The organism is Ollibium composti, from assembly GCF_004801285.1.
Classification (GTDB): domain Bacteria; phylum Pseudomonadota; class Alphaproteobacteria; order Rhizobiales; family Rhizobiaceae; genus Mesorhizobium; species Mesorhizobium composti.
In genome coordinates this window covers 89,951-112,867 of record NZ_SSNY01000001.1, presented here as the reverse complement: position 1 = coordinate 112,867, position 22,917 = coordinate 89,951, and the positions used below count along the sequence as shown (strand labels likewise).

Below are 22,917 nucleotides of genomic sequence, written 5' to 3'. Positions count from 1 at the left end.
GCCTATGGGGCTGTCCCCGTCAAACTTAAAAACTGTCTCTCAACCACTGACTTACGCGCTGTAACCGCCCCCCGGTTCCCGTCATCCTGAAGCGGAAACCGCCGAAAGCCGCCTGGCTTTCGAAACTCGCCATCTGCTGCGGATAGATGAGCAGGCCGACCGCCGTGGAAAAAGCCGGCCCCTTAGCCGCTTCCGGCAGGCCGGCAACGCCGAGCGGGCGGCCGACGCGCACGTTGCGGCCGAGCACGCGCCGCGCGGCTTCCGGCAGGCCGGCAAGCTGGCTGGCGCCGCCCGTCAGCACGACGCGCTTGCCGACCGCGTTGCCGAAGCCGGACTTGTTGATGCGCTCGCGCAGGATCTCCAGCGTCTCGTCGACGCGGGCGCGGATGATGCGCGTCATCACCGCGCGCGGAATCTGCAACGGCGCCTCGCCGTCCTCGCCGATCGGCTGGATGGAGATGACGTCGCGGTCGTCGGCGATGCCGGGCAGCGCCGAGCCGTGCATGACCTTGAGCCGCTCCGCGGCTTCCAGCGACGTGGACAGGCCCTTGGCTAGGTCCAGCGTGACGTGGTTGCCGCCGACGGGAACCGAGTCGCCATGGACGAACTTGCCCTCGGCGAAGATCGAGATCGTGGTGGTGCCGCCGCCCATGTCGATGCAGGCAGCCCCCATTTCCAGCTCGTCGTCCACCAGCGAGGCCAGGCCGCTTGCATAGGGCGTCGCCACCATGCGCTCGACCGAAAGATGAGAGCGGTTGATCGCGAGTTCGATGTTGCGCAAGGGCGCAGCATCACCCGTCACGACATGCATGTCCACACCAAGCGTCTCGCCGACCATGCCGCGCGGATCGCGCACGCCGCGCTCGGCGTCGAGCGAGAAGGCCACCGGCAGCGAATGGATCACCTCGCGCTCGGCCTTGAGCGCCTGCTTGGCGCCGGCGGCCAGCACGCGGCCGATGTCGGCTTCGTCGACCTCGTGGCCGCCGAGATTGATGGTGGCGGCGAAGGTGTCGCTACGGAGGCGGCCGGCCGTCATGTTGACGATCAGCGAATCCACCGTCAGCCCGGCCATGCGCTCGGCCGCATCGACGGCCAGCCGGATCGCATGCTCGGCGCGGTCGAGATCGACCACGACGCCCGACTTCACGCCCTGCGACTTCTGATGGCCGATGCCGATCACGCGGGCGCGATGCGAGCGGCCGCGCAGCAGATTGCCGTCGTCGCACGGCTTCAACTGCGCCACCACACAGCAGACCTTGCTAGAGCCGACATCCAGCACCGTCAGAACGCCGGAGCGGCGCGCGGCGGCATCGCCATGGGAGCCGAGCCAGTTCATATCTTGCGCTCCAGCTTGCGCGTCACCGCCTTGGGCTTGTTCTTCAGCGCCGCGACGCGCGCCTCGGCGGCATCGGGCGACAGCTGCACGACCAGCCGGTCGGCGATGCGCATGTCGACGGCGACGATGTCGCGCGACAGAAGACCCTTGTCGTGGTCCAGCCGGACCAGTTCGGCGATCGCCTGGTCCTCGCCGCTTTCCGGCAGCTTGACGGTGACGCCGTTGTCCAGCCTCAGATCCCAGCGCCGTTCGCCGACGCGAATATAGCCCTTCACCCGAGCCGCCAGTTCGGGATAGCGACCGATCCTGGCCATCAGGTCCGGCGCATTTTGCGGCGCGCCGACACCGACCAGCAGCGGCAGCTCCGCCTGCTTGCCGCCCGAATAGGGCGCGATGATGCGGCCGTCCTTCTCGATGACGGAAAGCTCGCGGCCCTGCTGCCAGATGGCAAAGGCCTGGCGCTCGTCGACGCGGACTTCCAGCGTGTGCGGATAGACCTTGCGCACCGCCGCCTGCTCGACCCAGGGCAGCGAGGCGATGCGCTCGCGCGCGGCCTCGGCATCGAAGCCGATCAGCGACGTCCAGCCGTCCAACCCGAGCTTGTCCAGCACGTCGATCTCGGACGTCTGGCGGTTGCCCACCACCTTGATCTGGTCGACGGCGAAACCGGTACGTGCCGTCACACCCTGCACGAAGCCGTCGAGATGGCCGCCGAGATAGCCGCCATAGGTGGCGCTCGAAGCCAGGAGCACGGCGGAAAGGACAGCCGCCGAGAACGGCGGCGCGGAGAAATCGTCCTCGCCGAGACGCGCGATGAGGCGCACCGGCCGGCGCAGCCAGCGCGGCAACACGAAACGCTCGAACGAGGGGAACGCACCGAAGGCCGGGCGACGGCCCGCGCCCTTCCTGCTTTCCTGTCCCCACCTCAACGCAGGCACGAAGCGTCCTCCACCATCCAACTCAACAGATCGCCGAACGAATGTCCCGCATGCGCGGCGATTTCAGGCACCAGAGACGTCGGCGTCATGCCCGGCTGGGTATTGATCTCCAGCCACACGACCTCGCCATTTTCCGAATGGCGGTCGTCGTAGCGGAAGTCCGACCGGGAGACGCCCCGGCATCCCATAGCTTGATGAGCCTTGAGCGCCAGTGTCAGTATTTTTTGGTAAATATTCGGTGAAACTTTCGCGGGGCATTCGTGTTTTGAGCCGCCCGCGACATATTTCGAGTCGTAATCGTAGAAGGCGTGGCCGGTCGGGATGATCTCGGTGACGCCCAGCGCCACATCGCCCATCACCGCGCAGGTCAGCTCGCGTCCGTGCACGTAGCGCTCGACCATGACGGCGGCGCCGTATTTCCATTCAGCCGAGGAGATGACCTGCGGCGGATGCGACTGCCCCTCCTTGACGATGACGACACCGAAGCTCGAGCCCTCGTTCACCGGCTTGACCACATAGGGCGGCTTCATCGGATGCTCGCCGCCGATGGAGAAACGATCCATGATCTTCGATTCGGCGACCGGGATTCCCGCCGCCTTGGCGATCTTCTTGGCCTGCCCCTTGTTCATCGCCAGCGCCGAGGCCAGCACGCCCGAATGCGTATAGGGGATGGCGAGATATTCGAGGATGCCCTGGATGGTGCCGTCCTCGCCGAAGGGCCCATGCAGCGCATTGAAGGCGACGTCCGGCTTGAGGCCCGCCAACACCGAGCCGACATCGCGGCCGGCATCGATGCGGGTCACCCGATAGCCTTCCGCCTCCAGCGCATCCGCGCAAGCCGTGCCGGATGACAGCGACACCGGGCGTTCGGAAGAAAACCCTCCCATGAGGACAGCGACATGCTTCTTCATACGCCGGTGATCCCCTCTCGCGGCGGCCTACACTCCTGTTTCCCGATTCAGAGTCCGAGTCTTCCGGCAGGTGCCCTCCTCCAGACGGAAAACGCGCCGTACGCGACGCACGACTCAAATCAGGAAACGCTTCAGGGCAGAGAATCAGAGAGTTGATTCCGTGGCAAGTCCTTAAGATTCCGAGAGATTCACTTTCTGAAAAAACTTTGAATAAAATTGTCCGCGCGGACCCTCAGAGCAACTGGCCGAGGAACTCCTGCACTTCGCGTTCCGGCCGGAAAGCGCCGATGCGCTTGATCTCCCAGTGCAGCCTTATGCCGGAGTTTTCCAGCACCCGCGCGCGCACGGTTTCACCCAGGAATTCAAGGTCGTAGCCGGTGGCGTTGCCGGTATTGATCATGAAGTTGCAGTGCATGGGCGACATCTGCGCGCCGCCGACCATCAGGCCACGGCAGCCGGCCTCGTCGATCACTTTCCAGGCCGAATGGCCTTCCGGGTTCTTGAAGGTCGAACCGCCGGTCTTCTCGCGGATCGGCTGCACCGTCTCGCGATGATGCTGGACGGCGTCCATCGCCGCCCTGATGGCGTCTTTGTCTTCCGGGTAGCCCTCGAACACGGCTGACGTGAAGATCAGACCGGCCGGAGCCGAGGAATGCCGGTAGGCGTAGCCCATATCGGCATTGGACAGGACATGCAGGTTGCCCTGCCGGTCCAGCGCACGCACCTCGACGACGCGCTCGCGCGTCTCAACGCCGTTGGCGCCGGCGTTCATCCTGAGCGCCCCGCCGAGGGCGCCCGGAATGCCGTGATAGAAGTGGAAGCCGCCGATGCCGGCCTCAAGTGCGGCCGCCGCCAGCCGCTTGTCGGGAAGCGCGGCACCAGCGCGGATGCGCGTCGGCGAAATCGTCTCCGCCTCACCGAAGCCCTTCGCCGACAGCCTGACGACGAAACCCTCGATGCCGCCGTCGCGCACCAGAAGGTTGGAGCCGATGCCGACGATGGTAAGCGGGATGTCTTCTGGCACCGCCTTCAGGAAGGCGGCGAGATCGTCCTCGTCGGCCGGCTGGAACAGCGCGTCCGCCAGCCCGCCGGCGCGGAACCAGGTGATCTTGTCCATCTCGGCGTTTGGCGTGACACGGCCGCGCAAGGCCGCAAGCCGGTCGCCCAGCGAGGCAAGGAGCTTGTCGCCGCGCGTCATGAGGCCTCTGCCCCCGCCAGCTCCTTCGGCAGCGCGTAGGCCCATTGGGTGATGTTGCCGGCGCCGAGGAAGACGACGAAGTCGCCGGGTTTTGCGATCTCGCGCACGATCGGCGCGATCGCCGCCGGGCCCTCGATGTAGCGCGCGTCGCGATGGCCGCCGGCGCGGATGCGCGCCACCAGCGCTTCGCCGGTCACGCCCTCGATCGAGTCTTCGCCGGCCGTGTAGACCGGCGCCACCATCACCGTATCGGCGTCGTTGAAGCACGCGGCGAATTCGTCGAACAGGTCGTGCAGGCGGGTGAAGCGATGCGGCTGGGCGATCGCGATGATGCGCCCCTTGGTGGCGTCGCGCGCCGCCTTCAGCACCGCCTTGATCTCGACCGGATGGTGGCCGTAGTCGTCGAACACCTCGACGCCGTTCCACGAGCCGGTGTGGGTGAAGCGCCGCTTGACGCCGCCGAAGGACGACAGGCCCTTGCGGATGTCCTGCTCCGAAATGCCGAGTTCGTTGGCGACCGCGATGGCAGCCGTGGCGTTGGAGACGTTGTGGCGACCCGGCATCGGCAGGCGCAGGCCGGCGATGGTCTTGTCCGCACCGCTCTTGCGGTTGCGGATCGTCACGTCGAACAGCGAGGCCGCGCCATCCATGCGGTGGTTGACGAAGCGCACGTCGGCCTGCGCGTTGCCGCCATAGGTGACGACGCGGCGGTCGCCGATGCGCGAGACCAGCGCCTGCACCTCCGGGTGGTCGGTGCACATGACGCCGAAGCCGTAGAACGGCACGTTCTCGACGAACTGGCGGAACGCCTCGCGCACCGCATCGAACGAGCCGTAGTGGTCGAGGTGCTCGGGGTCGATGTTGGTGACGACGGCGATGTCGGCCGGCAGCTTGAGGAAGGTGCCGTCGCTCTCGTCGGCCTCCACCACCATCCAGTCGCCGTCGCCCATGCGCGCATTGGTGCCGTAGGCGTTGATGATGCCGCCGTTGATGACGGTGGGGTCGAGCCCGCCGGCTTCGAGCAGCGTCGCCACCATGGAGGTCGTCGTCGTCTTGCCGTGCGTGCCGCCGATGGCGACGGCATTGCCGAAACGCATCAGTTCGGCCAGCATTTCGGCCCGGCGCACCACCGGCAGAAGCTTTTCGCGCGCGGCGGCGAGTTCCGGGTTGGACTTCTTGATCGCCGTCGAAACCACCACGACCTCGGCATCGCCGAGGTTCTCAGCCCTGTGGCCGACGAAGCACTCGATGCCCTTTTCGCGCAGGCGCTGCACGTTGGCGCCGTCGGCCTGGTCCGAACCCTGCACCTTGTAGCCGAGGTTGTGCAGTGCCTCGGCGATACCGCTCATGCCGATGCCGCCGATGCCGATGAAATGCACGAGGCCGATGGTCTGCGGCATCTTCATGCGCGCTCTTCCTTCCTGAACGTCTCTACGGATTTGCGCGCTGCAATAGCCTCTGCGAGGTCGGCAAGCAACCGCGTGGCGTCGGGCTTGCCGGCGGACTTCGCCGCCGCGGCCATTTTCGCCAGGCGCGCCGGATCGTTCATCAGCGCGCCGATCAGTTCGGCGATGCGCCCGGGCGCCAGCGTCGATTGCGGGTGCACCTCGGCCCCGCCCGCCGCCGCAAGCGCCGCCGCATTGGCCGCCTGGTCATGGTCGAGCGCATGCGGATAAGGCACCAGCAGCGCCGGCCGGCCGACGACGGCGATCTCCGAGACGGTGGAAGCGCCGGAGCGCGACAGCACCAGATGCGACGCCGCCATGCGGGCGGCCATGTCGGTGAAGAAGGGAGAAACTTCGGCCGTGACGCCGAGTTCGGCATAGGCGGCCTTCACCCGTTCCGCGTCGTCGGCGCGTGCCTGCTGGGTGACGACCAGCCGCGCGCGCTCGGCCGGCGAAAGCATCCTGATCGCGGCGGGCACGGCATCGGAAAAGAACTGTGCGCCCTGGCTGCCGCCGAATACCAGCAGCCGGAACGGCATTCCGGAGCCGGAAGGCGCATAAGGTGTCCCCGCCGCTTCGATCACGGCAGGGCGAACCGGGTTTCCGGTGGCCACTGTCTTTGCCGCGAAAGCCCCGCCACTCGGCGGCAGGAAACCGCCGGCGATGGCGTCGACGCGCGCGGCCAGCGCCCGGTTGGCGCGGCCCATCACCGCGTTCTGCTCGTGGATCAGGCTCGGCACCTTGCGGCGCGTCGCGGCATAGACGGGCGGCAGCGTCGGATAGCCGCCGAAGCCGACGACCGCCGCCGGCTTTGTCCGCGCGATGACGGCCGAAGCCTGCCTGACGCCGCGCCAGATCGCCCACAGCGCGCGCGCCAGCGCCAGTGGATTCTTCGAGCCGATGGTGGCCGAGCCGACCGTGTGCACGGCGTCCGCCGGAAAGCTGCCGGTGAAGCGCCCGACCCGCTCGTCGGTGACGAGGTGCACGCTCCAGCCGCGCGCCTTCAGTTCATGCGCCAGCGCCTCCGCCGGGAACAGGTGGCCGCCGGTGCCCCCGGCGGCGAGAAGGATGGGACCCTTTGCCATCGTGTCTCATTCTGCCGGCAGGGTGCGCCGGACGAAATCGGTGAAGCCGACCTGCTTGCGCCGTTCCGGCTTGCGCCGCGTCAGCGCCAGCACCATGCCCATCGAGATGGCGATGGCGATCTGCGAGGAGCCGCCATAGGAGATGAAGGGCAGCGTCATGCCCTTGGCCGGCATCAGCTGCAGGTTGACGCACATGTTGATCATCGATTGCAGACCGAACACCGTCACCAGCCCGCCGATGGCATAGCGGGTGAAATCGTCGTGCTCCTTCAGCGCCGTGTTAAGGCCGCGCAGCACGATGAAGGCGAAGATCGCCATGATGAAGAAACACATGATGAGACCGTATTCCTCGCCGGCCACGGCGAAGACAAAGTCGGCGTGGCTGTCGGGAATGACGCGCTTGATCGTGCCCTCGCCCGGCCCGAGCCCGAACCAGCCGCCATTGATGAGCGCTTCCTTGCCCATGTCGACCTGGAAGGTATCGCCCTCGCCGGTGAGGAACTTGTCGATACGCAGCGCGACGTGCGGGAAGACCGAATAGGCGGCGAAGATGCCGCCGACGCCCGCCGCCCCCAGAACCACGATCCACAGCCACGACAGGCCGGCCATGAAGAACATGACGCCCCAGGTGCCGGTCACCAGCATGGTTTGGCCGAGGTCGGGCTGCGCCACCAAAAGCGCCAGCACGAGGCCGAGCAGGATCATGGCGAGCACGTTGCCGGGGATGTCGGGCTGGCGCTTCTGTTCGGAAAACAGCCAGGCACAGATGACGACGAAGGCCGGCTTGAGGAATTCGGACGGCTGGATCGACATGCCGGCGAGCGACACCCAGCGCCGCGCGCCCTTCACCTCAATGCCGATGTAGAGGACCGCCACCATCAAGACCAGCATGACGACGAGCATGAGGATCGCCATGCGCCGGATCTGGCGCGCGTCGAGGAAGGAGACGGCGAGCATGGCGCCGAGCGCCAGTACGGTGAAGACGATCTGGCGGGTGGCGAAGTGGAACGGATCGAGGCCGATGCGCAGCGCCACCGCCGGGCTCGCCGCGAAGGACAGCACGATGCCCAGCCCCATCAGCGACAGGAAGGCGGCGAGGAACCAGCGGTCGATCGTCCACCACCAGGTGGCGACGGGGCTCGTGTCGAGACGGCTTGCAACGGCCATTATCGTGACCCTCCGATAGCTTCTATGCCCTCGATAGCATTCACGGCTTGCCTGAAGGCTTCGCCGCGCACCTCGAAATTGCGGAACTGGTCGAAGCTGGCGCAGGCCGGCGACAACAGCACCACCGCCTCGCCGCCGTCGTCTCTGGCCGCATCGGCCGCCGCATGTTCGACAGCCGCCGCCAGCGTGCCGGAAATCTCGTAGGGCACGGCGTCGCCCAGCGTCGCCGAAAAGGCGGGGGCCGCCTCGCCGATCAGGTAGGCCTTGGCAATGCGGGGGAAGAAACCGCGCAGCGAGGTGATGCCACCTTCCTTGGGCAGGCCGCCGGCGATCCAGTAGATGCGCGGGAAGGACGACAGCGCGGGCGCTGCCGCATCCGCGTTGGTCGCCTTGGAATCGTTGACGAACAGAACGCGGCCCTTCTTGCCCACCTGCTCCATGCGGTGCGCAAGGCCCGGAAAGCTTTCCAGCCCCGACTGGATCTCGCCGAGGTCGAGACCGACTTTCAGGCATGCAGCCACGGCGGCGAGCGCGTTCTGCGCATTGTGCTGGCCGCGCAGCGAGCCGATACCCTCGAGGAAGCCGACGCGCTCGTAGCGGCCGTGCACGGCCTCCATCAGGTCCGTGCCGTCGGCGAAATAGCCGTCGGTCAGCGGCAGCCGCTTGGAGATGCGTACGACCTGCCTTCCGGCCTGTTCCAGCCGGTCGGCGATCTGCGCGCAATAGCTGTCGTCGACGCCGACGACGGCCGTGTCGCTGCCAGCCACCAGCCGTTCCTTGATGTCGGCGTAGTGCTGCATGGTGCCGTGGCGGTCGAGATGGTCGGGCGTCAGATTGAGCAGCACGCCGGCGGTCGGATTGATCGAGGGCGCGAGGTCGATCTGGTAGGACGAGCATTCGACCACGTAGAAGCGGTCCGGCGACGGCTCGTCGAGCGTCATCACCGCACGGCCGATATTGCCGCCCATCTGCGCGTCGCGCCCGGACGCCTTGATGATGTGGGCCGTCAGCGCCGTCGTGGTCGACTTGCCGTTGGTGCCGGTGATGGCGATGAAGGGCGCACCCGGCGCGCGCCGGTTGCGCTCGCGCACGAACAGCTCGACGTCGCCGATCACCTCGACGCCGGCGGCCCTGGCAAGCTCGACGGTCCAGTGCGGCTTCGGATGCGTCAGCGGCACGCCGGGCGACAGCACGAAGGAGGCGAAGCCGCTCCAGTCGACGCCGCGCAGGTCCGCCGTGGCGATGCCTTCCGCCTCCGCCCGGGCGACACTTTCGGGATTGTCGTCCCAGGCGAGCACTTCGGCGCCGCCTTCGGCCAACGCGCGCGCGGTCGCCAGCCCAGAGCCGCCGAGCCCGAACAGCGCGACCTTTCTGCCTGCGAAGGATGTGGCGGGGATCACGGACGACCCTATCTCAGCTTGAGGGTGGAAAGGCCGATCAGGGCCAGCATCACGGCGACGATCCAGAAGCGGATCACCACCTGGCTTTCGGTCCAGCCGAGCTTTTCGAAATGGTGATGGATCGGCGCCATCAGGAAGACCCGCTTGCCGGTCATCTTGAAGTAGCCGACCTGGATGATGACGGAGAAGATCTCGACCACGAACAGGCCGCCGATAATGGCCATGACGATCTCGTGCTTGGTCGCCACCGCGACCGTGCCGATCAGGCCGCCCAGCGCCAGCGAGCCGGTGTCGCCCATGAAGATGGCGGCCGGCGGCGCGTTGAACCACAGGAAGCCGAGGCCGGCGCCGATGACCGCGCCGAGGATGACGGCAAGCTCGCCGGTGCCGGGCACGAAATGGATCTGCAGGTATTCCGCGAACACCGCGTTGCCCGACAGGTAGGAGATGACGCCGAAGGAAGCGGCCGCGATCATGATCGGTACGATCGCCAGCCCATCCAGCCCGTCCGTCAGGTTCACCGCGTTGCCGGCGCCCACCATGACGAAGGCGGCGAAGGGAATGAAGAACCAGCCGAGGTTGATGATCAGTTCCTTGGCGAAGGGAAAGGCCAGCGACGAGGAGAACGGCTCCAGCCCCGCGCGCATGATGACGAAGGAAGCAATGCCGGCGATGACGAACTCCAGCGCCAGCCGCGCCTTGCCGGAAAAGCCGAGATGCGACTGCTTGGTCACCTTCAGGTAGTCGTCATAGAAGCCGATGCCGCCGAAGCCGATCATGACGAACATCACCACCCAGACATAGACGCTGGTGAGGTTCGCCCACAAAAGCGAGGAGCCGATGATGCCGGTGAGGATCATCAACCCGCCCATCGTCGGCGTGCCGGCCTTCTTGAAATGCGTCTGCGGGCCGTCGGCGCGGATCGGCTGGCCCTTGCCCTGGCGGATGCGCAGCGAATTGATGATGGCCGGGCCGAAGATGAAGACGATCAGCGCCGAGGTGATCAGCGCGCCGCCGGTGCGGAAGGTGATGTAGCGAAAGACGTTGAACACCGTGTGGTGCTCGGCGAAATCGACGAGAAGCGTCAGCATGCGATTCAATATCCCCCGATCGCCTCAGGCCCGCTTCTGGGCCTGGGCGGGAAATCTGTTGAGCAAAGCGTCCACCAGCCTGGCGAGGCCGATGCCCTTCGACGATTTGACCATCACCACGTCGCCCGGCTTCAGCGCCTGCATGAGCACGGGCTTCAAGTCCTCGGCCGAGGCCTTCAGCGTGACGGCGATCCCTTCCGGCAGCGCCGCGGCGAGGTTCTGCATCTCGGCTCCGGCGAGCAGGACGACATTGGCGCCGGCATCCACCACCGGCTCGGCCAGAGCGGCATGCAGCTTCTGCGACTGCGCGCCGAGTTCCAGCATGTCGCCCAGCACCGCCACGCGCCGTCCACCCTCGGGAACCGGCGTTGCCTTGAGCAGCGCAAGGGCCGCCCGCATGGAGACGGGATTGGCGTTGTAGCTCTCGTCGATCAGCGTGATCGGCCCCTTGGGGTGCGGCAACACATGCCGGCGGCCCCTGCCCGGCTCGGCCGCAAGATCGGCGAGCGCCAGCGCCGCTCTGGCGACGTCGGCGCCGACCAGATGCGCCGCGCCCAAAACGGCGACCGCGTTCTGCACCATGTGGCGGCCCGGCGCGCCGACGCGCGCGACGATCTCCTTGCCGCCGATCTTGGCGTTGACGGTGGAATGGTCGGCCTCCAGCGTGAAATCGACCAGCCGGTAGGTCGAGCGCGCATTCTCGCCGAAGCCGTAGACATGCTCGACGCCGGCCGTGCGCGCCATCTTCTCAAGCAGTTTCCAGCGCGGGTCGTCGCGGTTGAGCAGCGCCGCGCCGCCGGGCTCCAGCCCCTCGAAGATCTCGGCCTTGGCGGCGGCGATCTCGTCCAGGCTGCGGAAGAAGCCGAGATGGGCGGCGGCGATGTTGGTGATGACGGCGATGTGCGGGCACACCATCCTGACCAGCGGACGGATCTCGTTCGGATGGTTCATGCCGATCTCGAACACGGCATAATCGCAGTCGGCCGGCATGCGCGCCAGCGTCAGCGGCACGCCCCAATGATTGTTGAAGGACGCCGCCGAGGCATGCACCTTGCCGACGCTGGCAAGGACGTGGCGCAGCGCTTCCTTGGTCGAGGTCTTGCCGACCGAACCGGTGACGGCGACGATCTTCGCCTGGCTGCGCGCGCGGGACGCCAGCCCCAGCCGCTCCATGGCGGCCAGCACGTCCGGCACCACGATCATCGGCGCGGTCAGCCGGCCGAGCGCCGGCAGTTTGCCCTCGGCCACCACCAGCACGGCGGCGCCCGCCTTGACAGCGGCGGTGGCGAAGTCATGGCCGTCCATCGCGTCGCCCTTGATGGCGAAGAAGGCCTCGCCGGGCTTGAGGGTGCGGCTGTCGATGGAGATGCCCGAAATGCCCTCCGGCATCGGCCCGAGCGGCCTGCCGCCCATTGCCTCCACCATCGCCCCGGATGTCCACAGATGGCTCATGCGGCGCGCTCCGTCAGCGCCGCGCGCACTTCCGCATGGTCGGAAAACGGCAGGGTCTGGGTCCCGACCGTCTGGCCTTCCTCATGACCCTTGCCGGCGACGATGAGGGTATCGCCTGCGGCCAGCATCGCCACCGCCTCGTGGATCGCCTTGCGGCGATCGCCGATCTCGATGGCGCCGGGCGCGGCGGCCAGGATCGCGGCGCGGATTTCTTCCGGCACTTCCGAGCGCGGATTGTCGTCGGTGACGATGACGACATCGGCGAGCCGCGTGGCGATCTCGCCCATGATCGGCCGCTTGCCCCGGTCGCGGTCGCCGCCACAGCCGAAGACGACGACGACGCGGCCGGTGGTGAAGGGACGCACCGAGGCCAGAACGTTCTCCAGCGCATCGGGCTTGTGCGCGTAATCGACATAGACCGGCGCGCCGGCGGCCGTGGTGCCGACGAGGTCGAGCCGGCCGGGCGCGCCCTTGAGCTTTTCCAGCGCGGCAAGCGTGGTGCCGGCCGGCGTGCCGGTGGCGATCGCCAGCCCGGCGGCGACAAGCGCGTTGGATATCTGGAAATCGCCGGCCAGCGGCAGGTCGATCTCGGAAATCAGGCCGTCATGCTCGATCTCGGCGCGTTGGCGGTGGCGCTCGTGCTCGACGCGTTTCAAGGTCAGAAAGGTACCGTGGCGGCCGACGGTCAGCACGGCCAGCCTCGCAGCCTTGGCCGCCGCGACCGTCGGCGCCGACCACGGATCGTCGGCGAAGATCACCGCCGGCGCGCCCTTCGGCAGTAGATCCTTGAACAGGCGCAGCTTGGCGCGGTGATAGTCCTCCACCGTCGGGTGGTAGTCCATGTGGTCGCGGCCGAGATTGGTGAAGGCGGCTGCGGCGAGTCGCACGCCGTCCAGCCGGCGCTGGTCGAGACCGTGGCTGGAGGCTTCCATCGAAGCGTGCGTGACGCCGGCCCCGGCAAGCTCGGCCAAAAGCCGGTGCAGCGCCACCGGATCGAGCGTCGTCAGCGAGCCGTATTCGTTGCGGCCGGGCGCCACCACGCCGGTGGTGCCGATGGAGGCGGCGGAAAACCCGGCCTGCTCCCAGATCTGGCGCGTGAAGGCAGCCACGGAAGTCTTGCCGCTGGTGCCGGTCACAGCCACCATCGTCTCGGGTTGGCGGCCGAAGAAGCGCGCCGCCGCCAGCGCCAGCGCAAGGCGCGGGTCGTCGACCGCGATGACGGGGACGGTCAGGCCGCCCGGCGCCGCTCCCTGAGCCACGACAACCGCGGACGCGCCGCGCCGCGCCGCATCGGCGGCATAGGCCGTGCCGTCGGCCTTCGTTCCATGCAGCGCGAAGAACAGGTTGCCGGCTTCGACATGGCGGGAATCCGACGACAGCCCGGTGACCGCGATGTCGGAGAGCCTCTCGACAGGCAGGATACCGGCTAGGTCTTTCAGCTTCATAGAGATCGCAAACTCACAAATTCGTTTGAACAAGGCGCCGGTTGCCCCCCGGCGCCCGCATTCAAGAGCTAAGAATCACTCATCCAATGAAACCAGCGTTGCGCCGTTTTCATGGCTGAAATCTGGCTTCACGCCAAGCATGGCGGCCGAGCGGGCGATAATGTTGTGGGCCATGATGCCGGCGTTGGAAGCGGCCGTGGCGCCCATGCCCGGCTTTTCCGGCTTCGGCTCGTCGGCGATGGTCAAGACGATGTATTGCGGATCGTCCATCGGGAACGCCGCGACGAAGGCGTTGAAGTTCTTGTCCTTGGAATAGCGGCCGTTGACGACCTTCTCGGCCGTGCCGGTCTTGCCGCCGACGCGGTAGCCGGGGACGCGCGCATTGCGGCCGGACCCCTTCTCGGCGTTGAGGGCATAGACGTAACGCATGGCGGCGACGGTGCTGTCCTTCACGACGCGCTTGGCCGTCTCCATCGCCTCCTGCTCGGTACGCTTGAGGAAGGTCGGCTCCATCAGGAAGCCGTTCATCAGCGCCGCGCAGCCCACCGCCGTCTGCAACGGGGTGGTGGAAACGCCATGGCCGAAGGCGATGGTGATGGAGTTCACCTGCTTCCATACCCGTGGCTCGGTCGGCCGCGCCACTTCCGGCAGTTCCGTGTTCATCCGCTCCAGGATGCCCAGCCGGTGCAGGAACGCGCGGTGCCCGTCGATGCCGACGGCCAGCGCCTCGCGCGCCGAACCGATGTTGGAGGAGTAGATGAACACCTCCGGCAGCGTCAGCACCCTGCCCTTGCCGTGGAAATCGTGGATCGTCTGGCGACCGACCCTGAGCGGGTGGGACGCGTCGAAGCGACTGTTGAGCGTCGCGTCGCCGTCGTCGAGCACCATGGCGGTGGTGAAGCTCTTGAAGGTCGAGCCCATCTCGTAGAGGCCGGCCGACATGCGGTTCAGCCGGTTCTTGTCCTGGGCGTTATAGGGGTTGTTGGGATCGAAGTCTGGCACCGAGGCCATCGCCACCACTTCGCCCGTCTTGATGTTGAAGACGACAGCGCCGGCGGCGATCGCATGGAAGCGTTCCATGCCGGTGGTGATCTCGTCATGCACGACATGCTGGACGCGCAGGTCGACCGACAACTTGACCGGCTTCAGGTCCTTCGGGTCGGCGAGGCCCGACTGCTGGAGCGCGGTCAGCCCCTGCTGGTCGATATACTTCTCCATTCCGGAGATGCCCTGGTTGTCGATGTTGGTCAGGCCGACGATGTAGGCCGCCGTCGAGCCGGCCGGATAGAAGCGCCGCTTTTCGGTGCGGAAGCCGATGCCGGGAATGCCGAGCTGAAGGATTTCGGCCTGCTGCTTCGGCGTGAGCTGACGTTGCAGCCAGACGAAGCCGGCGCCGCTCTTGAGCTTGTGGTAGGTCTGCTCGTAGTCGATTTCCGGCAGCACGGTGGCGAGCTTCTCGATGGCCTCGTCGGCATCGACGATGTGGCGCGGCTCGGCATAGAGCGAGGCCGTCTTGATGTCGGTCGCCAGCACCTCGCCGTTGCGGTCGACGATATCAGGACGCGAAGCCGTCACGCGACTGGCCGGCGGGCCGGAATTGTCGGGCTCCTGGAAGCCCAGCCAGACGAGACGGCCGGCGATCGCCGCATAGATGCCGAGGAAGACCGCCATCGTCATGACGACGCGCGTGCGGGTGCGCCCGCCCGTCGCCTTGCGCGCACCGTCGACGACGATGGTATTCGCGTCGGCCGTGCCGGACTTGCGCCGGAATGGCAGGGCGAGCCCAGCCGGCAGCCTGACCTTGAATTTGGGCAGCGAACCGATCATCGCACCGCTCCAGTGATCGTCTGGTCGGGCTGGGCGTCCGCCGCGCCGCCGGAACCGTCGGCGGTCAGTTCCTCAATGGTGACCGGCCGCGCCGGCAGATCGTCGAGCGTCACGAACTGATGCCCGTCCACCGGTTCCAGGTTGAGCTGGGCCTTGTAGATGTCGGCCAATTTCTGCAACCGCGCCGGCTGGGTCAAAAGGCTCCAGTCGGCCTTCAGGAGGTCGATCGTGTCCTCTTCCGTGCGGATCTGCGCTTGCAGATAGTGCACTTGGGCGCGCTGCTCCTCCGCCTCGCGCTTGATCTTGTAGGTCATGGCGGCAGCCGAGACCATGACGGCAATCAGCACTATGTCACTCGTACGGAACACGCTGTCTCACCTCTCTCCCGGCAAGGCGGCGCCGGGCAATCTGGGAAGGCCGAAGGCCGAAAGGTCGTCCTGGCGGGCAGGCGCCGCGGTGCGCACGGCGGCACGCAGCCGCGCGGAGCGGGCGCGCGGATTGCCGGCGAGTTCGGCCTCGCCCGCCGTCACCGCGCGGGCGGGCTTCTCGAACGTCGCTTCCCGCGTCTTTGTCTCGGGCATGTGGCGCGAGCCGGCCGACGCCGTCGCCCGCTCGGCGATGAAGCGCTTGACGATGCGGTCTTCGAGCGAATGGAACGTCACCACGGCGAGCCGCCCGCCGGGCTTCAGCACGCGCTCGGCCGCCATCAGCGCCTTCGCCAGTTCGCCGAGTTCATCGTTGACGTAGATGCGCAGCGCCTGGAACACGCGCGTCGCCGGATGGATCTTGTCGCCCGGCTTGCGGCCGACATGCGTCTCGATGGCGTCGGCAAGGTCCAGCGTGCGCTCGAACGGGCGCTTGGCCCGCCGCTGCTCGATCATGCGGGCGATGCGCCCGGCATGCCGCTCCTCGCCCAGCAGGCCGAAAATGCGGGCGAGGTCGTTCGCCTTGAAGCTGTTGACCACGTCGGCCGCGCTCATGCCCGCTTGCGCCATGCGCATGTCGAGCGGCCCGTCGGCGCGGAAGGAGAAGCCGCGCTCGGCCTGGTCGAGCTGCATGGAGGAGACGCCGATGTCGAGCACCACGCCGTCGGCGCTCTCCAGCGCCTGGTCGAGCGTCGAGAACGGCGCCTGCACGAGCTTCAGGCGTCCCGCCGCTTCCTGCTCCAGCACCCGGCCGGCCTCGATGGCGTCGGGGTCGCGGTCGATGGCCACAACAGAGGCGCCTGCATCGAGAATTGCCCTCGTATAGCCGCCGGCGCCGAACGTGCCGTCGACGATCGTCTCGCCGGGCTTCGGGGCAAGTGCGGCGAGCACCTCGGCAAGGAGGACCGGAATGTGGCGAGCCGGTCCGCCAACGGCGTGGAGGTCATCGCCGTGGCCCGCCATCATTCCGGCCGCTCCCCGGGCTTCGTCCCCTGCCGAAGCTGCAACAGCCGTGCCCTCACCTCGGCGCCATAGGCGGCGAGCCGGGAAGGCTCCCAGATCTGGAAGAAATTGCCGCGCCCCACGAAAGCCACCTCCGAGGAGATGCCCGTGTGTTCGCGGATGAAGTCGGAAACCGTGATGCGCCCGTCCTGGTCGAGCTTCAGGAACATGCCGTCGCCATGGCAGAAGAAGGACATGTCGTCCGCCGTCCGCAGGAACGGATCCTCCTGCGCGATGCGCTGCTCGTAACGGTCGAGCAGATCGAGCCCGCCGACGTCCAGCGCCGGAATATCCAGGCAACGCAGCGCATAGAGTTCCGAATAGCCGCGCTTCTGCACCACCGCGCGGAAATGCGCCGGCACCGACACCCGCCCCTTGGCGTCGATCCTGTTCACCGCGCTCGACAGGAAACGGTCCATCCGATGCTCCGGCAGCCCACCCTTGCAGCGCATCCGCGCCGCCCGAGGCCAAGGCCGCCGTACCCCTTTCCATTGTTGCGTCCGCGCCGCCGCAGCGCGGCCCCTTCCCAGCTTTTCCGTCGCCCGCACAGGCTGAAGCCGACAAACGGACAGCCGCCGCGACGGCCCATCTGGCGTACGCTTCACCCTGACACGGAACGAAGGCTTGATTGTCGAAATGGGATACCATGGGGCACTATGGGCGTCAACGGGAACAAGCTTCACGACGATGGGCTGAAGGCCGCTTCGGGCGACTTTCCGGGGCATCGCCTGTTTATCCTCCATTAAGCCTAATGAAGTGTTTAAGCCGCCCGCTCAGCGCATCCGGCTCTTGCCGTGCCGGGCCGGCAGTTCTAGGACCGAACCGGCATCCCGAAGAAAGGCCTCTCCATGTCCCTGTCGTCCAAGGATCGGTCCTCCCCGAATCGATCGTCCAAGGCACGCGCCGCCGGTCTCGCCCATCTGCACGACAAGGGCCTGAAGCGCGGCGACGCGATCCCGCTGCCGCTGACGATGGCCTCGATCTTCCATTCGCCCGGCGATTCCACCGGCTTCCACCAGTACGGCCGCTTCTCCAATCCGACATGGACGGCGGTGGAGGACATGCTGGGGCATCTGGAGGACGCGCCCTGCGTCGGCTTCCCCTCCGGCATGGCGGCGATCTCGGCCGTGCTGTTCGGGCTGGTGAAGGCCGGCGATCGCATCCTTCTGTCGTCGGACGGTTACCCCACCACCCGCCTCGTCGCCGAGCGCCTGCGCACCTTCGGCGTCGATTTCGATGTGCGACCGACCGCGTCCTTCCTCGACGGCGGTTTCGACGGCTACCGGCTGGTCTATGCCGAGACTCCGGCCAATCCCGGCCTGGACATCTGCGACATCGCCGCCGTGGCGAAGGCGGTGCATGTGGCCGGCGGCCTTTTCGTCGTCGACAACACGACCATGACGCCCTTCGGCCAGCGCCCGCTCGACCTTGGCGCCGACATCGTGCTCGCCGCCGACACCAAGGCGCCGAACGGCCATTCCGACGTGCTGTTCGGCCATGTCGCCAGCCGCGACCCGGAGATCGTCACCGCCATCCAGGACTGGCGCAAGACGACGGGTTCGATCCCCAGCCCTTTCGACGCATGGCTGCTGCATCGCGGACTGGAAACGCTGGAACTGCGCTTCGAGCGCATGTGCGACAATGCCGAACTGATCGCCCCGCGCCTGAAGGCGCATCCAGCCGTCCGCTCGATCCGCTTCCCCGGCCTGCCGGACGATCCCTCCCACAACCTCGCCCGTGTCCAGATGGAACGCTTCGGCTTCCTCATCAGCTTCGTGCTGGATTCGGAGGAAAAGGCGGAAGATTTTATCCAGGGCTGCGCGCTGATCCACTCGGCCACCTCCTTCGGCGGCGTCCACACCTGCGCGGAGCGGCGCACCAAACGCGGCGACGCCGTGCCGCCGGGCTTCGTGCGGCTTGCCGTCGGCTGCGAGCCGGGAGAGGAACTGTGGCAGGCCATCGAGGCGGCGCTGGACGATCTGGGCGGCTGAGGCCGGCTATTCCTCAAGGTTTTCCGCCGCCAGGTCGCGCCTGCCGTGCAGGACGCGCGGGATCAGGATGTCGTCGCCTTCCACGCGGTATAAGAGCAGGTAGTTGCCGACGACGACCTGTCGTATCTCCCTGCCAAGATCGTCCCGCGCGACACCCGAAAGAGGCTGCGTCGCCAGCAACCGGATGCGCCGCTCGAATCAATCCAGCAACCGGTCGGCCGCATCAGGATTTTCCGTTGCGACATACAGCCAGATCTCGATCAGGTCGTCTTCGGCAAGGGCGGAGTGCCGGACTTTCATGCAGGCTGCCTACCGTTCACCGGCGATATGCCGCCGTCGCGCCTCGGCCTTGATTTCGTCCATCGAGGCGAAGCGACCCGGCCCGCTGGCGATCCCTTCATCCCAAAGCACCCTGAGTTCCTCCACCGTATAGCCGAGCAGGTCGCGGCGCTCCTTCCACAGCCTCAGCGCATCGCGCACGACCTCGCTGGCCGAGGCGTATTCGCCGGTCGCGACGGCCTCGTCCACCGCCGTCGCCAGTTCGGACGAGAGGGTGATGCTGCGCTTGTCGATCTGGCCCATGGTCGTGCCTCCATTTCAGATGCGAAATGGTAGGATTAAATCGTACCAGCTTCAAGCCGGAGCGCGGCCGCTTAGCCAATCTTGTTTCATCGCGTCAGGATCATGACTCGAAACGGCAGCAGGCCGCTGCAAGCCTTTGGGATGACGGCGATTTCGCCGAAAGGAGGACGAGACCACCATACCCGAGAGGGAAAAATGCCAGCCGGCCTGTAAGCCGGGTTCTGTATGGCCCCTGCCCTTGCAGACAGGAGCGTGGCGGCCATTCATCTTGGACGCGCATTGCTGCGCGCCTCACGCAACCTACCCGGACGGCTGGGCCGGAAACAGCCCCGAGGGTTTCCCCTCGCACCGCCCCTATTCGGTTTTGCTCCCGGTGGGGTTTGCCGTGCCGCTCCCGTTGCCGGTCGCGCGGTGGGCTCTTACCCCACCCTTTCACCCTTGCCACGCGTCGCCCCGAAGGACGGGCATGGCGGTTTGCTTTCTGTGGCACTTTCCCTGGGGTCGCCCCCGCCGGCCGTTAGCCGGCACCGTGTCTCCATGGAGCCCGGACTTTCCTCATCCGCAGCCTTTCGGCTGTCGCGGATGCGGCCGCCCGGCCGGCTGGCAGGGCGTATAAAGGGGTTCGCGCGGCAAAACGCAAATGAAAAAGCCGGCATGGGATGCCGGCTTTCTTATCTCATAAGAAAAATCAGGCGGGCGAGCCGGCCGAGGCCATCTGGACCTTCACCTTGCGGCAATAGGCCGACGACACCGGATTCATCCGCGTCGCCGCATGGCCGGCATTGTATTTCAGGATCGTGCCGCAGGTCGTGCCGCCGCCAAGGTCGCGCGCCATGGCGAGATATTTCATGCCGAACCTGATGTTGGTTTCGGGATCGTAGAGACCCTTGACCGAACCGGTATAGCCCAGCATGCGCGCCGTGGCCGGCTTGATCTGCATCAGGCCGACCTCACCGGCGCTGCCGGTCGTGTGCGGCCGGTAGTTGCTCTCGATGCTGATGACGGCCTTCGCCAGCGACACCGGCACGCCGTAGCTGGCGGCATAGCGGGCGATGATCGCGCCATAGGGTCCGGCACCCGTCGAGGTGGACGGCGCGATTGATCCCGTCCGCACCGGATCGACGGCCGAAGCACGTGCCGCTGCCGTGTGCCGGCCCTTCTTCTTCTTCACAGACCGGGATTTCGTTGCCTTCTTCGCAACGTGCGCGGATTTGCTCGTTTTCGCGCCGGCGGCGGCTTTCGCCTTGGCCGGACAGCCGAAAAGATAAGGGCACGGTTCTTCGCTCTTTGCCGCCTTCGCGGCGGCAGCGGATTTACGGGCGGGCTTGGCGACCGTCGCGGCGGCGGTCGCGTTGCGTCCGGCCGTCAGGCTCTTGGCCGCTCCGGCATCCGTGCTGATGGCAAAACTTGTCAATGCGACAGCGAAGGCTGTCGCCAAAAGGGTCGGGGTTTTCATGCAGTCCTGTCGTGTATGGCCGGCGAAAAATGTTCGCGCGGCCCTTGTCTCGGTTGGATGCCGGGTGGGGGGATCAGCCGGCATCGGCGGGGAAGCCGGCACTTGCAGGGCGAATGAGCGCCAAAAATGGCCGCTCAAGTCACTTTGCGTGACAGAATGTAATCCAGAACTAATACAGCGATTGCTTGAAGGCCACTACGCGGCAGCTGTAGCGACCGCACGGCGAAGCGTCCGCAGCGTGGAGCCGTCGGCGACGCCGTCGACGCGGCGGGGGCGGAAATGCCGCTGGAATGCCTCCACCACCACCCGCGTGCGGTCATCGAAGACGGCGGTGATGTCGACGCCGTAGCCGTAGAGCGAAAGCAGCGTCTGGAGTTCTTCGACCGCACCGCCGGCATCGCCTTCGGACAACACAACACTCTGCCGGATCGGCGAGGCCGGCACGAAAAGCCCGACGCCGGCCGCGGCAAGCCGCCGCCAGGGAAACTTCTCGCCCGGATCGGCCTTGCGCCCCGGCGCGACGTCGGAATGCGCCAGCACCCGCTCGGGCCGGATGCCGTGGCGTTCGCAAATGCCGGCGCTGAGTGCGATCACCGCCTCCACCTGCCGCTTCGGGAAAGCGCTGTAGCCCAGCACATGGCCCGGATTGACGATCTCGATGCCGACCGAGCAGGAGTTGATGTCGGTGACGCCCTGCCAGAAGCTCTTGCCGGCATGCCAGGCGCGGTCGGCCTCGCGCACCATCTGCACGATGCGGCCGTCCTCATGCACGAGATAGTGCGAGGACACCTCGCTCGCCGGATCGCACAGCCAATCCTCGGCCGCCCGTCCGGTCACCATGCCCGTATAGTGGAGGATCAGCATGTCCGGCGCCGACGGCCCCCGCCGCGCCCCGAAATTCGGCGACGGTCGCGCCTCGGCGCCCGGCTGGTCGGCGGCGAAGCCGCTCATGCGGGCGCCAGGTCCCGCTCGATCATCTCGTAGGCGGCGTTGATCGCCGCCAGGCGTGTCGTCGCGATCCGGATGAATTCCTGCGGCAGGCCGCGCGCGATCAGCCGGTCGGGATGGTTTGCGGCGACGAGTTGGCGGTAGCGCGTCTTGATCTCGGCGAACGGCTTGCCCCGCTCTATCCCCAGCACGACGTAAGGATCGCCCTCGCCAAGATGGACATGCCGGGCCATGATGGTCTGGTAGTGGTTTTCCTCGATCTCGAAAATCTCGGCTACATGATGCAGGAAGCGCCCTTCCCGCTCGTGCAGCACGCCGTCGGCGGTCGCGATATGGAACAGGCCGTCGAGGATGTCTTCCAGCATCATGCAGTTGCGGTGGCCGGACCCGCACAACCGCGCCAGTTGCGCCGCATAGGCCTCGTAGCCGGCGACGTCGCGCTTGGCGAGATCGTAGAGACGCGCCACGTTGCGCGCTTCCTCGGGCGGGACCTCGAAAATCTCGCGGAAGGCGCGGATCTCGTCCTGCGTGACGATGCCGTCGGCCTTCGCCATCTTGGCCGACAGCGCGATCATCGCCACCGAGAAGGCGACACGCCGCCTGAGTTCGGCATCGCCAGCAAAGACCGTACGCACGGCCTCCACCATCTCGGCGATCCCCGACGAGGCGGAAGACGACAGGCGGGCGATGAAATCGCCGATACGGCCCCAAATCGACATGCGCGCCCTTTTAGGGCCACGGCATGCGCCTATCAAGCAGGACGTTTTTGCAGACCGGTTCCGCTCGTCACGATGCAGTGAACGCGCAGGGGCGATACGGCAACGCTCCCGGCAAAGAAGAAGGCCGGCGCGAGGCCGGCCTTCCCGATCGGATCAGGGCATCCGCGTTCAGTTCGCCGGGGCGGGCGAACTGGGCGCCGGCTGCGGCTGCATCGTGTTGTCGGCCGGCGGGGTCGCCTCGGGCGTCGCCGGGGCCGGCTGCTCGGTCGCAGGCGGCGTGGTGCTCTGGGTGGTTGTGCTGTCCGACCCGCTGCCGCTATCGCTGCACGCAGCAACGGCCAGCAGGGCCAACGCCGAAACCGACGCGAAAATGAGCTTCCTCATATCTCTCTCCTTCGCAAACAACGCCCGGTCAGTCATTTAACGGGCGGTCGACACCAAAATGCGGCCGCCGCCGTTCGGTTTCGTCACATTGCGTTTCGCGCTGTAACAGCATTCA

22 protein-coding genes and 1 other RNA gene are annotated in these 22,917 nt (G+C 66.8%); 1 reads left to right on the top strand and 22 read right to left on the bottom strand.

All coding sequences use genetic code 11. The annotated features are described in order from the left end of the window. Nucleotides 1-25: 25 nt before the first annotated feature. The 15 genes from ftsA to mraZ form a co-directional block, all read right to left on the bottom strand. Nucleotides 26-1,336 carry a cell division protein FtsA gene (ftsA, locus tag E6C48_RS00500; RefSeq protein WP_136352889.1) on the bottom strand — a complete coding sequence of 437 codons (1,311 nt, stop codon included), beginning with the start codon at nucleotides 1,334-1,336 and terminating at the stop codon, nucleotides 26-28. After that, nucleotides 1,333-2,274 carry a cell division protein FtsQ/DivIB gene (locus E6C48_RS00495; protein ID WP_136352887.1) on the bottom strand — a complete coding sequence of 314 codons (942 nt, stop codon included), beginning with the start codon at nucleotides 2,272-2,274 and terminating at the stop codon, nucleotides 1,333-1,335. The genes ftsA and E6C48_RS00495 overlap by 4 nt, the downstream gene beginning before the upstream one ends. After that, nucleotides 2,262-3,185: a D-alanine--D-alanine ligase gene (locus tag E6C48_RS00490; RefSeq protein ID WP_136352885.1), complete on the bottom strand. Its 924-nt coding sequence runs from the start codon at nucleotides 3,183-3,185 to the stop codon at nucleotides 2,262-2,264. The genes E6C48_RS00495 and E6C48_RS00490 overlap by 13 nt, the downstream gene beginning before the upstream one ends. A 232-nt stretch (nucleotides 3,186-3,417) precedes the next feature. Continuing rightward, nucleotides 3,418-4,383: a UDP-N-acetylmuramate dehydrogenase gene (murB, locus tag E6C48_RS00485; protein WP_136352883.1), complete on the bottom strand. Its 966-nt coding sequence runs from the start codon at nucleotides 4,381-4,383 to the stop codon at nucleotides 3,418-3,420. Then, a complete protein-coding gene (murC, locus tag E6C48_RS00480; protein WP_136352881.1) occupies nucleotides 4,380-5,789 on the bottom strand; it encodes a UDP-N-acetylmuramate--L-alanine ligase in 1,410 nt (469 codons plus the stop codon). Before murC ends, murB begins: the two co-directional genes overlap by 4 nt. Then, nucleotides 5,786-6,913 carry an undecaprenyldiphospho-muramoylpentapeptide beta-N-acetylglucosaminyltransferase gene (gene murG / locus E6C48_RS00475; protein ID WP_136352879.1) on the bottom strand — a complete coding sequence of 376 codons (1,128 nt, stop codon included), beginning with the start codon at nucleotides 6,911-6,913 and terminating at the stop codon, nucleotides 5,786-5,788. The genes murC and murG overlap by 4 nt, the downstream gene beginning before the upstream one ends. Nucleotides 6,914-6,919: 6 nt before the next feature. After that, nucleotides 6,920-8,080 carry a putative lipid II flippase FtsW gene (ftsW, locus tag E6C48_RS00470; RefSeq protein WP_136352877.1) on the bottom strand — a complete coding sequence of 387 codons (1,161 nt, stop codon included), beginning with the start codon at nucleotides 8,078-8,080 and terminating at the stop codon, nucleotides 6,920-6,922. Further along, nucleotides 8,080-9,480, bottom strand: coding sequence for a UDP-N-acetylmuramoyl-L-alanine--D-glutamate ligase (gene murD / locus E6C48_RS00465; protein WP_136352875.1), 1,401 nt, complete (start codon nucleotides 9,478-9,480; stop codon nucleotides 8,080-8,082). Before murD ends, ftsW begins: the two co-directional genes overlap by 1 nt. An 8-nt stretch (nucleotides 9,481-9,488) precedes the next feature. After that, nucleotides 9,489-10,571, bottom strand: coding sequence for a phospho-N-acetylmuramoyl-pentapeptide-transferase (mraY, locus tag E6C48_RS00460; RefSeq protein ID WP_136352873.1), 1,083 nt, complete (start codon nucleotides 10,569-10,571; stop codon nucleotides 9,489-9,491). Nucleotides 10,572-10,595: 24 nt separating this feature from the next. Then, nucleotides 10,596-12,023 carry a UDP-N-acetylmuramoylalanyl-D-glutamyl-2,6-diaminopimelate--D-alanyl-D-alanine ligase gene (locus E6C48_RS00455; protein ID WP_136352871.1) on the bottom strand — a complete coding sequence of 476 codons (1,428 nt, stop codon included), beginning with the start codon at nucleotides 12,021-12,023 and terminating at the stop codon, nucleotides 10,596-10,598. Beyond that, on the bottom strand, nucleotides 12,020-13,468 hold the full coding sequence (locus tag E6C48_RS00450) for a UDP-N-acetylmuramoyl-L-alanyl-D-glutamate--2,6-diaminopimelate ligase (RefSeq protein WP_136352869.1): 1,449 nt from the start codon (nucleotides 13,466-13,468) through the stop codon (nucleotides 12,020-12,022). Before E6C48_RS00450 ends, E6C48_RS00455 begins: the two co-directional genes overlap by 4 nt. 75 nt (nucleotides 13,469-13,543) lie before the next feature. Continuing rightward, complete coding sequence (locus E6C48_RS00445) at nucleotides 13,544-15,295, bottom strand: peptidoglycan D,D-transpeptidase FtsI family protein (RefSeq protein WP_136352867.1); 1,752 nt, start codon at nucleotides 15,293-15,295, stop codon at nucleotides 13,544-13,546. Next, nucleotides 15,292-15,663 (bottom strand): cell division protein FtsL, encoded by a 372-nt coding sequence (gene ftsL / locus E6C48_RS00440; RefSeq protein ID WP_136352865.1) that lies wholly within the window; start codon nucleotides 15,661-15,663, stop codon nucleotides 15,292-15,294. The genes E6C48_RS00445 and ftsL overlap by 4 nt, the downstream gene beginning before the upstream one ends. Before the next feature lie 6 nt (nucleotides 15,664-15,669). After that, nucleotides 15,670-16,686, bottom strand: a complete 1,017-nt coding sequence (gene rsmH / locus E6C48_RS00435) for a 16S rRNA (cytosine(1402)-N(4))-methyltransferase RsmH (RefSeq protein WP_136352863.1) — start codon at nucleotides 16,684-16,686, stop codon at nucleotides 15,670-15,672. After that, nucleotides 16,683-17,141, bottom strand: coding sequence for a division/cell wall cluster transcriptional repressor MraZ (gene mraZ, locus E6C48_RS00430; protein WP_136352861.1), 459 nt, complete (start codon nucleotides 17,139-17,141; stop codon nucleotides 16,683-16,685). Before mraZ ends, rsmH begins: the two co-directional genes overlap by 4 nt. A 429-nt stretch (nucleotides 17,142-17,570) precedes the next feature. Here mraZ and E6C48_RS00425 point away from each other — a divergent pair, with 429 nt between their 5' ends. Continuing rightward, a complete protein-coding gene (locus E6C48_RS00425) occupies nucleotides 17,571-18,713 on the top strand; it encodes a cystathionine gamma-lyase (protein WP_136352859.1) in 1,143 nt (380 codons plus the stop codon). Nucleotides 18,714-18,719: 6 nt separating this feature from the next. On the opposite strand, the gene E6C48_RS23085 is transcribed toward E6C48_RS00425, so the two are convergent. From E6C48_RS23085 to E6C48_RS00390, 7 genes are all read right to left on the bottom strand, one after another. After that, nucleotides 18,720-18,899 carry a type II toxin-antitoxin system RelE/ParE family toxin gene (locus tag E6C48_RS23085; RefSeq protein ID WP_330998550.1) on the bottom strand — a complete coding sequence of 60 codons (180 nt, stop codon included), beginning with the start codon at nucleotides 18,897-18,899 and terminating at the stop codon, nucleotides 18,720-18,722. A 123-nt stretch (nucleotides 18,900-19,022) separates the two neighbouring features. Continuing rightward, the gene (locus tag E6C48_RS00415) at nucleotides 19,023-19,295 is read right to left on the bottom strand and encodes a type II toxin-antitoxin system ParD family antitoxin (RefSeq protein ID WP_136352857.1); all 273 of its coding nucleotides are present in this window, start codon (nucleotides 19,293-19,295) and stop codon (nucleotides 19,023-19,025) included. Between the two features lie 194 nt (nucleotides 19,296-19,489). Continuing rightward, nucleotides 19,490-19,899: RNase P RNA component class A (gene rnpB / locus E6C48_RS00410), an RNA gene on the bottom strand. A gap of 84 nt (nucleotides 19,900-19,983) precedes the next feature. Further along, nucleotides 19,984-20,751, bottom strand: a complete 768-nt coding sequence (locus E6C48_RS00405) for a lytic transglycosylase domain-containing protein (protein ID WP_136352855.1) — start codon at nucleotides 20,749-20,751, stop codon at nucleotides 19,984-19,986. A gap of 195 nt (nucleotides 20,752-20,946) precedes the next feature. Further along, the gene (locus tag E6C48_RS00400; protein WP_136352853.1) at nucleotides 20,947-21,702 is read right to left on the bottom strand and encodes an N-acetylmuramoyl-L-alanine amidase; all 756 of its coding nucleotides are present in this window, start codon (nucleotides 21,700-21,702) and stop codon (nucleotides 20,947-20,949) included. After that, complete coding sequence (locus tag E6C48_RS00395; protein ID WP_136352851.1) at nucleotides 21,699-22,418, bottom strand: J domain-containing protein; 720 nt, start codon at nucleotides 22,416-22,418, stop codon at nucleotides 21,699-21,701. The genes E6C48_RS00400 and E6C48_RS00395 overlap by 4 nt, the downstream gene beginning before the upstream one ends. 168 nt (nucleotides 22,419-22,586) lie before the next feature. Continuing rightward, the gene (locus tag E6C48_RS00390; RefSeq protein ID WP_136352848.1) at nucleotides 22,587-22,802 is read right to left on the bottom strand and encodes a hypothetical protein; all 216 of its coding nucleotides are present in this window, start codon (nucleotides 22,800-22,802) and stop codon (nucleotides 22,587-22,589) included. Nucleotides 22,803-22,917 lie beyond the last annotated feature (115 nt).

Bases quoted from the DNA above. Each gene is read 5' to 3' on its own strand.
- ftsA (WP_136352889.1), bottom strand. From the start codon at position 1,336: ATGAACTGGCTCGGCTCCCATGGCGATGCCGCCGCGCGCCGCTCCGGC.
- E6C48_RS00490 (WP_136352885.1), bottom strand. From the start codon at position 3,185: ATGAAGAAGCATGTCGCTGTCCTCATGGGAGGGTTTTCTTCCGAACGC.
- murB (WP_136352883.1), bottom strand. From the start codon at position 4,383: ATGACGCGCGGCGACAAGCTCCTTGCCTCGCTGGGCGACCGGCTTGCG.
- murC (WP_136352881.1), bottom strand. From the start codon at position 5,789: ATGAAGATGCCGCAGACCATCGGCCTCGTGCATTTCATCGGCATCGGC.
- murG (WP_136352879.1), bottom strand. From the start codon at position 6,913: ATGGCAAAGGGTCCCATCCTTCTCGCCGCCGGGGGCACCGGCGGCCAC.
- ftsW (WP_136352877.1), bottom strand. From the start codon at position 8,080: ATGGCCGTTGCAAGCCGTCTCGACACGAGCCCCGTCGCCACCTGGTGG.
- mraY (WP_136352873.1), bottom strand. From the start codon at position 10,571: ATGCTGACGCTTCTCGTCGATTTCGCCGAGCACCACACGGTGTTCAAC.
- E6C48_RS00455 (WP_136352871.1), bottom strand. From the start codon at position 12,023: ATGAGCCATCTGTGGACATCCGGGGCGATGGTGGAGGCAATGGGCGGC.
- E6C48_RS00450 (WP_136352869.1), bottom strand. From the start codon at position 13,468: ATGAAGCTGAAAGACCTAGCCGGTATCCTGCCTGTCGAGAGGCTCTCC.
- E6C48_RS00445 (WP_136352867.1), bottom strand. From the start codon at position 15,295: ATGATCGGTTCGCTGCCCAAATTCAAGGTCAGGCTGCCGGCTGGGCTC.
- rsmH (WP_136352863.1), bottom strand. From the start codon at position 16,686: ATGATGGCGGGCCACGGCGATGACCTCCACGCCGTTGGCGGACCGGCT.
- mraZ (WP_136352861.1), bottom strand. From the start codon at position 17,141: ATGGACCGTTTCCTGTCGAGCGCGGTGAACAGGATCGACGCCAAGGGG.
- E6C48_RS00425 (WP_136352859.1), top strand. From the start codon at position 17,571: ATGTCCCTGTCGTCCAAGGATCGGTCCTCCCCGAATCGATCGTCCAAG.
- E6C48_RS00415 (WP_136352857.1), bottom strand. From the start codon at position 19,295: ATGGGCCAGATCGACAAGCGCAGCATCACCCTCTCGTCCGAACTGGCG.
- E6C48_RS00405 (WP_136352855.1), bottom strand. From the start codon at position 20,751: ATGAAAACCCCGACCCTTTTGGCGACAGCCTTCGCTGTCGCATTGACA.
- E6C48_RS00400 (WP_136352853.1), bottom strand. From the start codon at position 21,702: ATGAGCGGCTTCGCCGCCGACCAGCCGGGCGCCGAGGCGCGACCGTCG.
- E6C48_RS00395 (WP_136352851.1), bottom strand. From the start codon at position 22,418: ATGTCGATTTGGGGCCGTATCGGCGATTTCATCGCCCGCCTGTCGTCT.
- E6C48_RS00390 (WP_136352848.1), bottom strand. From the start codon at position 22,802: ATGAGGAAGCTCATTTTCGCGTCGGTTTCGGCGTTGGCCCTGCTGGCC.